Below are 16,618 nucleotides of genomic sequence, written 5' to 3' on the forward strand. Positions count from 1 at the left end.
CCACGTCGACCACGTCGCCGAGCACCACGTCGACCACGTCGCCGAGCACCACGTCGACCACGTCGCCGAGCACCACGTCCACGCCGGAGCGCCCAACCACCTCGGGCGGTCGGCCGACGACGACCAGCGGTGCCGATCAGCACGTCGCGGCCTCGCACGGTGGCGGAAGGCCCACCACCCGCCCCGCCACCGAAACCGGCCCGCAAGCCGAGCAGCCTCCCGCCGCTGATCGCGGCCGGACCCAAACCACGCCCAGCGGCGAACCCAGGCCGATGCCGACCACCGAGTCCAGGCCGACCAGCCCGGTTTCGTCCCCGTCGCGCCACGACGACCGGCACACCGGCGACCCGACCGCGCCGGTGCCTGGGCCGTTGGATCCCGGGGCGCAGCCGCCTCCGCACATCCGGCGCACCGACCTGCCCTTGCCCGAGGAGCAGCCGCATCTGGTCGACGAGATCAGGCCGGAGCCGGAGCAGCCCCCGACGCCGCCGGTGCCGAGCCAGCGGCAGAACTCCTCGGAACGGCCGCGGCCTGCCACGCCCACCGAGAGGGTCGAGCGTGCTCGTGTCGAGCGGCCCAAGGTGGACGGCGACATCGACGGCAAGGCGGTGCGCGAGGCCATTCTCGGGCTGCTCAACCTCAAGGACAATCGGGGCGACCGTGCGCTGAAGGCGTTGGTGGAGCAGCAGTTCTCCGACGACAACCTGAAGGAGCACTTCCACCGCGCCCTCGACGGCGGTCTCATCGTCGACCTCGGGTCGCGGCGGCGCAGCGCTCCGCAGATTCGCCTCGACATTACCTCGCTCGGTTCGCCGCCCAGCAGTCCTACGCGGACCACCACCGGCATCACCGGGTCCCACTCGCGCGACCCGATGAAGACGAGCCTGAGCAACGCCCGGTTGCTGGTTTCCACGGGAGAGCGGAACTTCCGGATCCCGTTCAAGATCGCGGCGCTCACCGTCCGGGTCGGCGGTTTGTTCAACGTGCGTGGGTCCGACCTGACGTCGAAGACCGTGTCCAAGGGTGAGACGAAGGTCGAGCAGACCGACGTGCCCGGCGAGAAGTCGCTGCACGACGTTCAGTTCACGATCACCGCGCGCAAGCCGCGCACGCCGAGCTTCCTGCCGTTGAAGCCGGTCAAGAAGATGGACAACGTGTCGGTGCCGGTCACGTTGCTGTGGCCGGAGGCGCCGCGCTCGTCGACCTCGGCGGACGTCCACACCACCAAGCTGGAGCGGCCGCAGGACGTCGTGCACGCGGACTTCGCCGGGCTCGGCGACGTCTACCACGCGGTGGAGGATCAGCTCGGCGGGTTCCCGCCCAGTTCGGAAGGTGCCCGGCGGCTGCGCGACTGGCTGCACACGCTGCCCGCGACGGCGCCGGAACTGCTCAGCGGCAAGCCGCAGCGCTCGTCGTTCAGGTTGCCCGGCCGCAGCGGCCGGACGGAGATCATCGTCTCGGTCAGCGAGCCGAAGGTCACGCATCCGGCCGCGGAGACCCCCGGCACCATCACGCGGTCGCGCGAGGCCAGTGCCGAGACCAGCACCGGTGAGTCGATCACCCGGCGCCGTGGTGGTGGGGTCGGCCTGCAGTTCGGCACCTTCAAGAAGGGCGTCAACCCCGGCGGCGGCATCGGTCCCAACGTCGGCTTCTTCCGCAGCACCAAGACCGAGACGCGGGTGACGCAGAAGGTCCACGACGAGTTCTCCGCCAAGTACACCGGCCCGGTCAGCAAGCAGGACGTGGAGTTCGAGTTCGTCGTGCGGGTCGGCGACGGTCAGCACGAGGTGGCGGCGCCCACGGGCGGGAGTCGCGACGGCAGGCCGGCCATCGCCGACCAGCACGAGATGTCCAAGCCGGACAACTTCCACGACGAGGGGGCCACGGAGGCGGAACGGGCGAAGGTCAAGTCCGCCAAGCCGGTCGATCCCGCGAAGGTTCGTCACTACGAGCCCGACGTCGTGCTCAAGGTGGACGGCAAGGCGACGGTGTGGAGCAAGCCGCCCGAGGCCGCCGACACCGCCACGCCGTCCACGTCGCACGACCCGTCGACCTCCGGCACGCCGTCGACGGTCAGCGGGCCGGACCCGGCCACGCGCCCCGCACACGAGGCACCGGCCATGCCGCCCGGCATCGACGCGGCACGGGTGCTGGACCGGGTGGACGCCGACCACCGGCTGCCCGAGGAGACGCTCTCCCACCTGGTCGGCTCGGTGCTGCACCGGCTCGAGGGCGAAGGCCTGGTGCGGGCGAGCGACCTGGCCGAGGTCGAGCAGCGCTTCCGGCGTTTCCTCGAAGACCACGCCCACGACCTGGTCCGCGGTGGCGACGGCGTGCGGTTCCCGCTGGAGTCCTGGCACGGGAAGGCGCCCGACGTCTTCGTGCGCGCCATCCCGGACCTCTCGGAACCGAAGTACGTCGGTGTCGTGCCGAGCGAGACCGGAACGGGCAAGCGCCGGGCCGAGCAGATCGACAGCGTCGAGGTCGGCAAGAGCACCGAGGTGTCCGGTGGCGTCACCGCGTCGGGCTTCAAGTCGGTGAAGAACGAGTACTCGCGCAGCGGCACCGTCGGGGTCGGCTACGAGGGCACGTTCAAGGAAACCAAGGAGATCAAGCACCAGGTCGGCCACGAGGTGCGGACCGAGAGCGACCGGCCGCTGCACCGGGTCCGGTTCCCGGCGAAGTTCGAGATCAGTTTCGGTGGCCGGTGGGCCGATCCCGGCAAGCCGATGCACGCCGAGGACGTTCACCAGTTCCGCAGCGAGATCGAGGTGGTGGCGAGCGAACGACCCGTGCCGCTGGACGAATCGGTCACCGGTCCCAGCGACACCACGCCCGCATGGCACGACGGTGAGCCGCCGGAGTCCCAGCAGGAGCAACGGCGTGCCTACCTGCCGCCGCGCGTCGAGCTCGACTCGCTCAAGCCGATCCCGGAGATGCTCGGCACGGTCGCGAAGATGATCGACGCGCCGCGGGAGGCGAGCTGGCTGACCTTGGTCACGTCGCCGCTGGCCGGCAGCCGTCCTGCCCGTTTCGACGAGCACAGCAGCCTGGGGCCGTTGGGCCGTCAGGAAGGCGAGCTCGACGAACGCAACGCGGCCAGGGACGCGCTGGAGAGCTTCACGAGCTCGCCGGCGCGGGTGGCGCGGTTCGAACGTGCCGCGCGGGGCGCGGACTTCGTCGTGGTCAAGAGCCACAACCGGCCCGGCGTGGTGGCGAACCGGGAGCGGACCGCGCGGATCGAGCTCGCGACGGAGCTCGCGAACCCGAGGATCCTGACCGTCGACGACGCGCACCGGTTCTCGGCGGGCGACACCCACGGCACCGAGGTCACGCAGACGAAGGGCGACAGCCACGCCGTCAAGGCGCGGGTCGACTTCGGCAACACGTTCCCGGTGGGCAAGGACAAGGTCACGCCGACCGTCACCGCCAACGTCAGCGGCGGGTTCCAGTGGGGCAAGGAGACCTCGCACGGCGACACGGCCCGAGCGTCCGAGACCGCGACCCGGTCCGAGCGCGGCTACCTGGTCAGCTTCGACGCCACGCACAAGGTGCACACCAAGGCGCAGCACGTCTGGCACGACGTCGTCGGGTTCGGTCACGAGTGGCCGGTGCCCACCCGCGAGGAGACCAAGTGGGTCCACGTGCCGGACGCCGCGACGGTGTGGGTGCCCGCGAGCGAGATCCACCGCATCGGGCACCTGCTCGACGGCGACCTCGCCAAGCTCGACCCGGCCGACGCCCGCAGGTACGAGCGGCAGGCGGCTTCCGACAGTGCCGCCGAGGGCGCCTCCAGCGGAGCTTCCGACCACTCTGTCCACAGCGACACCGAAAACGGCACCGAAACCGCCGGGGAAAGCACCACCGAGGGCGCGGGACCGAGCAGGCGCCACGGCAAGGAGCCGATGGAGGACGTCGGTGACGAGCCGGTCAGCCGTGGCGGGGAATCGTCGGGCGACGAGCTGCCCGAGCGCGACGACCTGCGCCCGCCCGCGGACGTCGGCAGGGGAACCGGCCGGGTCGAGGTGTACCGGCCGGAGTCCGGCAAGGAGCTGCTCACCCAGATCGCGGCGCACCTGGCGGACTGGACGAAGCAGCCAGAGGCCTTCCGCCCGGCGGGACTGGTCGACCTGGCCCGGCAACTGGTCGGCGGGCAGAGCAGGCGGCAGGTCGAGTTCGAGCCCATCAACGACCGGCTGGTGTCCGACGTGCTCGGTCCGAAGCTGGTCGGGGCGGACTTCAACGCGGCGCTGCGCGAGATGCTCGGCAACGGCCTGCCGATCTTCCTGCCCGGCCACCGCCCCATCGGCAAGATCGAGCAGCTGGTGGTGCTCACGGCCGAACTGGGCGACGGTGCCTACCACCGGACCGTGGCGAAGGAGAACGTCGAGCTCGACCTGAGGTCGGGCGACAAGTCCGGCACGAAGTCCAACCGCGGCTGGGTCGTGGAAGGCGGGCTGGGCTTCACCGCGGGCCAGAGCAGGGTGGGCCAGATCGGCTGGGGCCTGAGCCAGGGCGGCGCGCTCGCCCACACGCGCAGGGGCGAGATCGAGCTGACCCAGGAACGCGGCGAGAAGGTCAAGTACGCCAAGGAGTCCGACAGCGTCGAGTTCCTGCACGACCTCAAGGTCAAGATGGAGGTCTACTCGTACGCGCGGTCCGGCGCCTACCGGATGCTGCTCCCCGGCTCACGCCGGCTCGCCGAGCACTTCGACGGCACCTTCGAGTTGAAGGGCGCGGTCCGGTCGACCGTGCCGATCGACGAGGCCGTTCCGCTGACGGGCCACGACCCGCGCCCGCCGCTGACGCAGGCCGACGGATCGTTGCGGGACCTGCCGGAGCAGGAAGGCAGGCCGGCCGGTCTGTCCGACGACGCCGTGATCCGCCCGTTCGACGCCCCGAAGCTGAACGACGCGATCCGCGAACTGGCGAGCGGCGGCAACGGCCGCCCGATGATGTCGCCGCGCGCGATCCACGAACTGCAGGCGGCGACGACGTCACCGATGCTGCGCGCGCACCTGAACGACCTGATGTCGCCCACCGGCCACGAGGTGAAGTTCTCCAGCGGTGGCGTCAAGAACGTGAAGATCTCGGTCGACGTCGTCAAGCGCGAGCTGGTCGAGGTGCTGGACAAGCCGGCCACCCTGGACGTGACCGAGACGGGGACCGGGTCGCGCAAGCAGTCGGCCAAGACCGAGCTCAAGGGCACCTCGTCGTCGGCCACCAACGAGCCACAGCTCAAGGGCGCCGCCCAGCGGCCCAGCGAGATGATCCACGACGTCGGGCTCAAGCGGGAGTGGGAGACCACCAGCACGGGTGAGTCGTCCACGACGAAGGAGTCGACGCCGGCGAAGCCGAAGGACGACCCGTCCGCCGAGTCCACTCCGGACGGTCCGGCGAGCGTGGAGAACCGCCGGTACCTGGTGCGGCTGACGCCTGCCTGGGAGATCACCCCCGGCTACCGCAGCTCGCGTGCACCGCAGGAGTGGAGTGCGCCGGTGCGGACCGAGGCGGACCGGCCGGTCCTGATCGAGACGAACCGGGAAGGCCTGCGGCGCCTCGGTCTTGACGATCCGACCGCTCCGGTGGTCGAGCGGCCAGTGGACCCGTCGACCACGACGACCACGGCGGACCCCACCCGACTGAACACCATCCCCGAAGGCGACGAGCTCCACACCCTCAACGAGGCGGACAACGCCGGCAACACGGCGGAGACGACGCAGGAGCCCACCCGACCGGCTGACGAGGGCGTCCGGCCGACCCCGCGCCGGTCCGGCCTCGCGGCTTTCCTGCAGCGGCAACCGGAAACCGAGCGGGCCCCGGAGACGAGCAGCCGCCCGTCGCGGACCGAACGGGCCACGCACTGGGTCCAGGAACGACTGGGCCTGCGGACCGCGACGCGCGAGAACGTCGAACTGCACGGCGAGGGCCTGGCCGACGGCGCGCGCAGGACGTTCCACGCGGCCGACGTGAAGGCCACGCGGGTGTCGCGCAACGGCCGCGATGTCGGCCTCATCTTCTACCGCGGCCAGGACAAGGCCGATGTGCGTTCCTGGTTGCAGCGGCACGACCCGTCCGAGACGACCCAGCTGTTCCCCGCGGGGGTGCGGGACGGGGAGGGCATCAGCCAGGCCCGCGCGGCCGGCGAGTTCGAGAGCGTGCCCGCGCCGTGGCCGAGGAACTCGCTGCACGTCTTCGCGCACGGAGGCGAGAACCGCGCCCGTGTCGCGTTGCGCGACGGCACTGAGGTCAACGTCGACGGCCGGACGTTCGGCCGGTTGGTGAACGACCTGAAGACGTTCCACAAGGCCCTCAACCGCTCGCAGACCGAAGCGCTCGTCATGGTGGTGTGCGACCCCGTCACCGTCGACGGTCCGTCCGGCACCGCGCGCGACTTCCACCAGGCGCTGTCCGAGTCGTTCCAGCCGCCGCGCGTGTTCGCGCCGAACCGCGACGTCTACTCGCGGCTCACCGAGAGCACCGGCAAGGTGGAGTACTCGGTCGCGGACGGCGGCCGGTGGCACGAGTTTCCCGAGCGACAGTCCACTGAGGACCCGGCGACGACCGCGTCGGGGCCCGGGCCGCAGGACCCGCCGTCGGGCGGCAGGCCCGACCGGGAACCGCGGACCGACCGGCGGTCGTCGGGATCGCTGCCGATCAGGCGTCTGCTCGGCATCGACTTCACCACGTTGAGGAACGCGGACGGCACCGGCGCCACGCCGTTCCAGCGTCCGAACGTGGTGTCCCAGCCGCACACGTCCGGCGCGCACACGGTGGGTGCGTCGTTCCACGCCGGTGGCCCGGCCACACCGCATGCGACCCCCGAGCACGGTGTGGTCCACAACGCGGACACCAACGCCGACGTCACTCCGACGGAGAACCGGTTCGCCGGTGTGACTGAGCGGATCGAGCCCTTCCGGCCACTGGTGGCTCATGGCGATCTCACCGCCGTGGTGGTGCCGGGCTCGCTCGCGGACGGCACGGCCGCACACGACTTCCAGCGTGCACTGAACGAGCGGCTGGGCGCCGACCTGCCGATCGTGAAGCTGGAGGCGCAGCCGCTCGTCACGACACCGAGCTCGTCGCACGAGATCGTTGCGCCGCACCACGATCTGCGGATCGTCCCGGCCGCCACGGCGCACGTGAGCCTGCCCGCCGACGGCAGCGTGTTCTCGGTGCTGGCACCCAACGGCCACGCCGTCGAGGTCACCGTCTTCACCAGGGACGGCGGGCCGGTCGCGGGCAAGACGCAACTCGAGGGTTACGTGCAGTTGCGGTGGGCCGGCGACGTGCGCGCGGTGTCGGACGTGTTCCCGTCCGCCGGGCTGCCCCGAGGCTCCGTCTGGCACACGCTGGTCTCCGGGCCGTTGCCGGTCACGGTGCTGGACCACCTGCACGGCCCCAAGTCGTTCGTGCACATCGACGGCGAGACCGCGGCCCGGATGGTGGCCCAGGTGGAGCCGTTCCGCCACCTGCTGGGCAACCGCGGCCCGGACGCGCTCACAATGCCCGTCCAGCACGTTCGCCACGTCGAGAACCTGTCCGGTCCGGAGCGCATCGAGCCGGACGTGACCATTCCGAGGCAGCTGGACGACCCTGGCACCAGCAACACGCACGAGATCGACAGCGAGAGCGAGTCCGGCGGGTCCTCGCCGGAGTCGCAGCGCTCCGGTGACGGGTTCACCGATCCGGCCGAGCGGGCGCGCAGGGCCAAGGCCGACGGCGTCAAGGTGGAAGGCGACGTCGACGGCGCCGAGTTGCGCGACAAGATCGTCGGGCTGCTCGGGAAGAAGGCGGGCAAGCCGGGCAGCGTGCTGCGCCGGATGGTCGGGACGGCGTTCTCCGACGTCAACCTCAAGGAGCAGTTCAACCGGATTCTCGACGGCGGGCTGACCGTCGACTTCGGCGGACGCCACAAGGGACCCCAGATCACCGTCGAGGTGGTCTCGGTCCACTCGCCGATCGAGCCGAGGCACGCCACGTCGACCGTGGTGCACGAGCAGTTCCGCCAGTCCACGCGCACGGACGTCACCACCGCGCGCAAGCAGAGCGGCCTCGACCCGCGGTCGATCCGGGTGCCGGCGCCCTGGGTGATCTTCTCGGCGAGCGTCGGCGACCTGGTCAACACCCGGGACGCGACGCTGACCACCGGCACCGAGCACACCCGCACGGCCGACCTGGAGGAGGCCGACCGTCCGGTCACGACCGCCCAGCACGACGTCGCCTACCGGGTCACGGTGCGCAAGCCGGGACGCTTCCCGTGGAGCAGCACGGTCACCAGGACCGACACGCACGACGTGCGGATGGAACTCACCTGGCCGCAGCACCCCGAGGTCGCGGACGCGCCGGCGCGGTTGCGGCCGGACACGTTCGAGCACGTCGAGCTCAGCGGGCTCGGCACGGTTTACCGCAAGGTCTCCGACGCGCTCGAACTGCGCCTCAACGACCCGGCCGCGCGCGACTTCCGCGCGTGGTTGCAGACGCTGCCCGCGCGGGCGGACGAGCTCTTCAGCGGTGGGGCCGTCCACGAGCGCTTCGCCTTCAACGGCAAGAAGCCCGTCGACGTCGTGGTCGGCATCGCCACCCATGGCGAGATCAGCAGGAGCACGGTCGAGGCGAAGCTCACCCGCACCGAGTCGACCTCGTCGGAGATCACCGACGGGCAGACGAACAAACGCCGTCGCGGCGCGGGCACGGAGATCAGCATCGGCGACATCGTCAGCGCCGACGGTGGTTTCGGCGGCTTCACCCTGAGCCGCTTCGTCAACACCACGACCGGAACGAGCACGACCCACCGGCACGCGGCCGAGCTGAGCACCGTCTACTCGGGACAGTTGGACAAGCACCGGACCGAGGTCACCTACGTGGTCCGCATCGGCGACGGCGCGCGCAGGACCGACGCGCCGGCTGACGGCGGCATCGCCGCCGACCGCCAGGGCGCCCCGGACACGAAGCTCGTCGATCCGGCGAAGGTGCGGCACTACGAACCCGAGGTCGTCGTCCGGGTGGACGGTTCGGCGACGGTGTGGGCGGGTCCCCAGGAACCTGTGCGCCCGGACACGAGCACGCCCGCGGCGGTGGAACGGCAGGACGTGCCCGATCGCGTCGATGCGCGGTACCGCCTCGACGACTCCACGCTCGACGATGTCGCCGGCACGACGCTGCACAAGCTGTGGGGCCGCGGCGAGATCAGCGGCGAGGACCTGCCCAGGCTGGCCGACCGGTTCCGCGACTTCCTGCGCGAGCACGCCAGGGAGGTCGCCAACGGTGGTGACGGCGTGCGGTTCCCGCTCAGCGCGTGGGTCAAGGGAGCACCCGACGTCTTCGTGCGCGGCTCGCTGGTGCGCGCGGACGGACAGCACGTCGGCCCGGTGCCGTCGCGGACCTTCGAGGGCAAGGTCGAGCTCGGCCACACCCACACGACCACGGTCACGAAGGGCAGCGAGTCGACCGTCGGCCTGTCCGGGAACGCCTACGGCACGCCGCACAAGCCGATGGCGAACCTCAAACCGGGCCAGGTCGACCCGAACGCGCCCAAGCAGCCGGTCTTCCCGTCCGGGAGCCTGTCGCTCACGAGGGACCAGAGCGTCACCGACACCCGGACGACCGAGCAGCAGGTGCAGTCCGAGCGCTCGCTGGTGAACGCGGAGCCGGTGCACCGCTACACCTACCCCGCGAAGTTCGAGGTGCACGTCGGCGGTCGCTGGTCGGAGCCGGGCGAGCGGCTGCACTGGCCGGAGGGCCCGCCGCCGGTGCTGCTGGTGAACCACATCGAGGGCGTCGTCGACATCGACACGCCACAACGCGGCGGCACGGTGCTGGAACCCGACGCGGTGCCGTCGCACGCCGAGGACCCGGTGTGGCTCGACAGCGACCCCGCCCTCGACACCACCGGTTCCGGCACCGACCGCGGTCCGCTGGGCGAACTGCCCGCCGGCTTCGAACTGGAGTCGATCAGGCCCGTACCCGGTCTGACGCAGACCGTGTCCGCGATGGTCGGCCGTCCGGAGGGACCCGGCCTGCTGGACTGGCTGGCCCGTCCGTTCGTCGGCTCGGCACCGCCGCGGTTCGACGAGCACCAGCGCAGGCACGCCCTCGACCGCAGGATCGGTGAGCCCGACGAACGCAATGTCGCGCTCGGCGCCCTGGAGCAGTTCACCAGCCCGCTCGCCCGGGCAGCCGGGTTCGATCGCGCGGCACTCTTCCAGGACACGCTCCACCTGCGCAGCCACAACAACGGTGGGCTGGCCGGTGGCCGGGAACACGACGCGAGGGTGGACCTCTCCACCACGCTCGGCGCGCCGCACGTCGTGGCCGTCGACGACGCCCACGTCTTCCGCTCCGGCCGGCGGCTGGGCACGAGTGGCGAGGTCAGGTCCGAGGCCAGGCACGGCTACCAGGCGCGGATCGGCGGCTCCGTCGCGACCCCGATCAGCAAGAAGATCGGCTTCAGCGGCTCCGTCGTGGTGGGCGGCGGCGTCCAGCGCTCGGAGGGTGCGGCCCAGACGCGCACCACCCCGGTCGAGTCCAAGGAACAGCACACCGAGCGCGGCTATCTGGTCAAGTACGACACCACTCACCAGGTTCGGGCTTCGGTGCGGCACAACTGGGGCGACCTCACCGGCATGTGGCACCAGGGTTCCGCGCACGAGCAGTCGAAGTGGATCCACGTGCCCGACGGCGTCCGGATCTGGGTGCCCGCGAGCGAGATCCACCGCGTCGGTGCCCTGTCCGAGGCCGACCTGGCGAAGCTCGACCCGGCTGACGCCGAGCACTACCGGGCCAACCGGCAGGAGGAAACGCCGGCCGACCCCGCCGAGCACGACCCCGCCGACCACGACACCGCCGAGACGCCGGAGACGTCCACCCGCGCCGAGGAGCTCGACGAACAGCCGTTGCGCGCGCCGAGCGACGTCGGTACCGGCACCGGCAAGGTCGAGCTGTACCGGTCCGCCGCCGGCACCGAACTGGTGCGGCAGATCGAGGACCGGTTGCGCCACTGGACCCGGCAGAACGGCGGCATGCGCGCTACCCGCATCGTGGAAGGCGCCGCGGCCACGCTGGGCGGTCCCTTCACCCAGACGACGCGCCACCCGTTCGAGCCGATCAACGAGCGACTCGTGCAGGACGTGCTGGGGCCGACGCTGGCCGGCGCCCTCGCCAACTCCGTGCTGGACGACATGCTCACCGGTGGTCGCGCCGTCTTCGTCGAGGGCGACCTGGCGTTCGGCCGGGCCGAGCAGCTGATCGTGCTGCGAGCCACGCTGGGCGAGGGCCGCTACCAGCGCGTGATCACCGAGTCGTCCACCACCGACCGGGTGGAGACCTCGCAGGGCATCTCCGCCTCGGCGGGCAGGGGCACCCGGTTCGACGGCGGCGTCCGGACCTTCGTCGGCTACTCGACGAAGGGCAGGCCCGCGGTCGGTTTGACCGTGAGCCCGGTGACCGGCACCTGGCGCCGTGAGGACACCACCGAGCTCTCCACCACCCGCACGGACGCCGTGCAGGCCGAGCACACCAGCGACGCCGCCCAGTTCGTGCACGACCTGCACGTGACGATGGAGGTCCACCCGTACGCGCAGCGGGGCTTCTTCAGCAAGCACCTGCCCCTGTGGCTGCCGACGCCGGGACCGAGGGCGGTGCGGGAGAGCTGGAACACCGAGTTCGTCCTGCCCGGAGCGGCCCGCTCGACCGTGCCGGTCGAGGACGTCGTGCGCGCCGACACCGAACCGCCGCGGCCGCTCAGCCGGGCGGAGGGTTCGCTGCACGAGCAGCAGCGTGCGCAGAACCAGCCGATCGGCCTGCCGGCCGACGTGCCGGTGCACGTCCGCCCGTTCACCTCACCACGCCTGCGCGACGCGTTGCACGAACTCGCGACCGGCCTCGGCGGCCGGCCGATGCTGCACCCGAGGACGATGCAGCAGCTGGTCGCCGAGACCGGCACCGCGCCGCTGCGGGCCCAGATGGCCGATCTGCTCTCGCCGACGGGCCACGTCGTGCGCCTCGGCAGCGACCCCGTCTCGCACGTGCGCGTCGGTGCCGACCTCGTCGACCGCGAGCTCGTGCGCGTGCTGGACAAGCCGCTGAGCCGGGAGCACAGCGAAGGCAGCAGTCTGACCGCCACCACCGCGCGCACCGGACAGCTCAGCGTGGCGGTCGCCGGCGCCGTGAGCTCCGTGCCGATCGAGCACGCCCGGCCCCGCCCGACGCTGCCGATCGCCGAGACCTCCACCCCGGTGCTGCCCTGGAGCATCGAGGACGTCAGCACCGTCACCAGCAGCCACGACGTTCCCGCCACGACCGGCGACGCCGGCGAGCGGTACCTGGTGCGCGCCAAGCCGGTGTGGCAGATCAAGCCCACCTACAGCGGCAAGCGCGCACCGGCCGAGTGGTCGGAGACGGTGCGCACCGAACCCGACGAGCCGATCCTGCTCGAAGTCGACCGCCGCGGCCTCGAAGCCCTCGGTCTGCACGCCCCGGACGCCCCCAGCCCCACCTCCGGCAGGACGCCCGACGTCAACACCGCGCTGGGCGAGTTCCCGTCCGGCCGCCGCGAGTCGCACTCCACCACCGGCTGGACCACCTGGGACCTCCCAGCCACCGTGTCGGGCCGGGACCGCCTGGGCCGGACGCACCACTTCGACCCCGCCGAGGTGCGCACCCAGCCGGTCCTGCACGACGGTCGCACGGTCGGCATCTCGTTCCGCTCCGAGCCCAGGCGCCTGCCGGAAGGCGCCTCCCCGGACGCCTTCCACGTGGACGCGAACGCCCGGCGCGGCGGCTTCGAGGTCAGGCTGGCCGACGGCTCCCGCCGCGTCGTCGACGGCGCCACCATGGCCCGCCTCGTCGCCGAAGCCGAGCCGTTCCAGCGGGCCATCGGCTCCCGCCCCGTCTCGACGATCGTGCTGCGGGCCCCCGGCACCGGTGCGACGCGCCGTGGCAACAGTCCCGCGGAGGACTTTCAGTCCGTGCTCTCGGAGCAGTTCGGCCACGACCAGGCGGTGATCGCGCCGCTGCACAACACCGTGCCGAACCGCGTCGATCCCAACGCCGAGGTGTTGCGTCCGGACACGGGCTGGACGGTGTTCAGCCCCACGAACAGCTCGTCGGCCGGCTCGTCGCCGCGCGGGTCGGGTGACACGTCGCCGCAGCACGAGTCGGGTGACACGTCGCCGCGGCACGAGTCGCAGCCGACGCCTCCGGCTCAGCCGACGCCTCCGGTTCGGCCGCCGGCGACGTGGGATCGTCCGGTGCACCGCATGCAGCGGATTGACGAAGGCGACGAGCACGCCGCGTTGGCGGAGCACGACGCGGAGATGCGGGGCGAGGGGTCGAGCTCGAACGGGCCGACCGGACAGCGGCCCGCCACGCTGGCCGACGTCATGGGGGAGTTCGACGGGCGGGCGTGGGGCGAGGAACGTGCCGGCACTGGGCACACCGACAGCACTCAGCACGCGGACAGTGCCGAGCACACCGACGGCACCGAGAACACCGGCACCGAGCACACCGACGGCACCGAGCACACCGGCACCGAGCACGCCGACAGCACCGCCGCCGAGGCGGGCAGCAGCCACGACGCCGAATCGGCGCAGAGTCCGGAAAGGACTTCGGCCCGGCCGGAGCCGTCACCGCTGCGGAAGATGGCGCAGCAGGTCCGCCGCCTGCTCGGCTTCGACCGGAGCAAGGTCGTGCAAGGCGTCACGCTCCGGGGCATCGACCCGGAGACCGGCCAGCACTTCTCCTTCACCAGCTCGGACGTGAAGTTCCGCCAGATCAAGTCCAAGGACGGCAGCACGGTCGGGCTGTCCTTCTCCGAGGACCTCCAGGCCGAGGGTGACGGCCACTTCAGCACGCTGACCCACCGCGGGACGACGATTCTCCTGCCCGAAGGCGTGAAGACGCCCGAGCAGAGTTCGCGGGCCGCCAGGGAGGGGCGGACACGCACGACGCGCGCGCCGTGGCCCGAGAACAGCTTCTACATCAGCACCCACGGCTACCCGAACGCGTTCGGCGTCGACCTGAAGGACGGCCGGTGGCTGCACGTCTCCGGTGACGACTTCGGGCACCTGCTCAACGACCTCCGCCCGTTCCACAAGGCGGTCGACCGCAACCAGTCCGAGGCGCTGGCGCTGCTCGTCTGCAACGTCGGCAGCATCGACGCGCCCGGTGGTGCCGCGCACGACCTCCAGCACGCCCTGGGACAGTTCGGCCGGCGGCAGCCCGTGGTCGCGGCGACCAAGCCGATGGGCTCGACGTCCGACCCGCGCAGCGGCACCTGGGGCACCTACATCACCGACGGCGGCAAGTGGCGGATCATGTCGTCCGGGGCCGCGCAGGTGCTGGGCCAGGATCTGGAGGGCGGGCGCCGCGCTTTCGACGCCGACGGGGTCGAGGCGGTCCCGCTGGTCCGCGACGGGCGCACGATCGGCGTGTCGTTCCGCGCGCCAAGCCCGGAGCGTTACGACGCCGCCACCTGGGCGGACTCCGGCGCGCACGTCGCCGACGGTGCACCGTTGCCGGATCGCACGCTCTTCATCGACGCGGAACCCGCGGGCGATGGTCGTTTCGTGGTGTACACGCCGGACGGTCCTCTGGCCGTCGACGGCAGCACGCTCGGCCGGGTGGCGGCCAACACGCAGGTGTTCCGCGACGCGATGGCGCACGAACGGCCCGAGGCGTTGGCGCTGCTCACGTCGGGAACCAACGGCACGCCGCGATCGCACACGGACCACGTCGGCGACTTCACCGCCGCGGTGCAACGGGAGTTCGGCACCACGGCGCCCACGTTCGCGCCGAAGGGCGACGTCGATCTCGTGGGCAGCGGCGACCATTCGGCGCTCAACGCCGACGGTGGCTGGACCCTGCACAGTCCCGCCGGGCCAGTGGTGTCCGGAGTCGACAGTGCTGGTGCGCGGAGGTTGGTGCACCCGGACGACGTGCGGTCGGCGCCACTGCACCACGGCGATCGCCAGGTCGGCGTGTCCTTCCACGACGAGTCCGGGCACCGGGGCCTGGCCGAGTGGATCGAGGAGAACGGACCGCAGCACCCCGACGTCCCGCGGTCGGACGACTCGTTCGTCATCGCCGCCGACGCGGCGCCGGACGCGGTGCAGGTGCGTCTGCACGACGGCAGCCGGCTGTGGCTCGAAGGTGAGGACTTCGCGCACCTGGTGGCGACCACCCGGACGTTCACCGACGTGATGGCGGATCCGGCACGGGCCGAGAACGTCACCGGGTTCACCATGTTCACCTCCGGCGCCGGTACCGGCCTCGCGGGCGACTTCCAGGCCGCGCTCGCCGGCGTGCACGGCCACCTGCAGCCGGTCACCGCACCGACCGAGTCGATGCGGCACGGCGGCGGCGAATGGCGTTCGTTCCCCGAAGGCCCGCTGGAGCCGATGCGGGGCTTCGACCCGGTCACCGGGACGCACGGCTGGTTCTTGCCCAACACGGTCGACGCCGTTCCGCTGGAGGTGGACGGCCGCGTCGTCGGCGTGTCGTTCCACCCCGAGCCGCGCCTGGCCCAGGAGTGGGCCGAGGGTGCCGGCCGGGACGTCACCCAGCGCACCCCCCGGGAGAACGCCGACGTCCAAGGCGCACAGCACTTCGAGGACGCGCCGTCCAGGCCGTCGCCGTGGACGGACCGGACGTTCTTCGTCGACACGGCCGGCAGCGACGGTCGCTTCCTGGTCACCGCGGACGGGTCGCACCGGTACGTCGAGGGCGACGACTTCGCCCGGCTCGTCGGCAACCTGGAGACGTTCCAGCGCGCTGTCACCGACGAGCACGCCGACTCGGTGACCCTGCTCGTGTCCGGTGCCGGGCACGGCGCGACGGCCGAAGCGTTCCAGCGGACGCTGGCCGACGAGTTCGGCTTCGACGGACACGTCCACGCGCCGACCACGGAACTGGAACTGCAGACCTTCGCCGAGCACGGGGAAGACGGCACCGTCCTGCACGACGACGGTGACTGGCGCACCCTGCCCGAGCCGGACGGAACGACTCCCCGGATGGAAGGCGAGTTCTTCCACTCACCGCGCGGAGAAACGCGGCCCGCCCCGCGACCTGGTGACGGCGCGGGTCCGTCCGGCACCTCGGACACGCCGGGCAAGCGGCCACGCGAGGACTCGCCCGTGCCGGGCGACGACCAGTCGGCCAAGCGGCCGCGGTTCGACGACGTCGTCCTGCATGGTCCGGAAGTGTCGGTGGCGTCTCTGGATGAGGCGCGGGTTGTGCACAACGCGGCGTTCGACGAGTTGGCGCCGGGGCCGGTGCGGTTGCCGTCCAAGGACGACTACCTCGATTTGATCGCCGCCGGAGTCGACGAGCGGAAGCCGGTTTCCTTCGTGGTCACGGCGATCCTCGGTCACGGCGCGCTGAAGGACCTGCCCGCCGTGCTGGACGGCATGCTGGCCGGTGCGCGGGACGTCGAGGGCAAGGTGGCATTCGTCTTCGGTGTCAACGCGAAGGCGGGCGGTGAGGCTGATCTCGCCCGGTCGCTGGATCAGGCGGCACCGGTGGTGCGGTCGCGTACCGAGCCAGTCGCGTTGGTGCCGTTGGTGTGGGAAGGCAACAAGTTCCCGTACGGGGACATGCGCAACCAGACGATCGACAGCCC

Annotated in this window: 1 pseudogene; it reads left to right on the plus strand. The window is 71.7% G+C overall.

Annotated elements, in window-relative coordinates:
• Positions 1-272: 272 nt before the first annotated feature.
• Positions 273-16,618 (plus strand): annotated as a pseudogene (locus B0F77_RS43990) (hypothetical protein); the annotation flags it as partial.

The sequence above is a fragment of the Lentzea kentuckyensis genome, from assembly GCF_002150765.1.
Classification (GTDB): domain Bacteria; phylum Actinomycetota; class Actinomycetes; order Mycobacteriales; family Pseudonocardiaceae; genus Lentzea; species Lentzea kentuckyensis.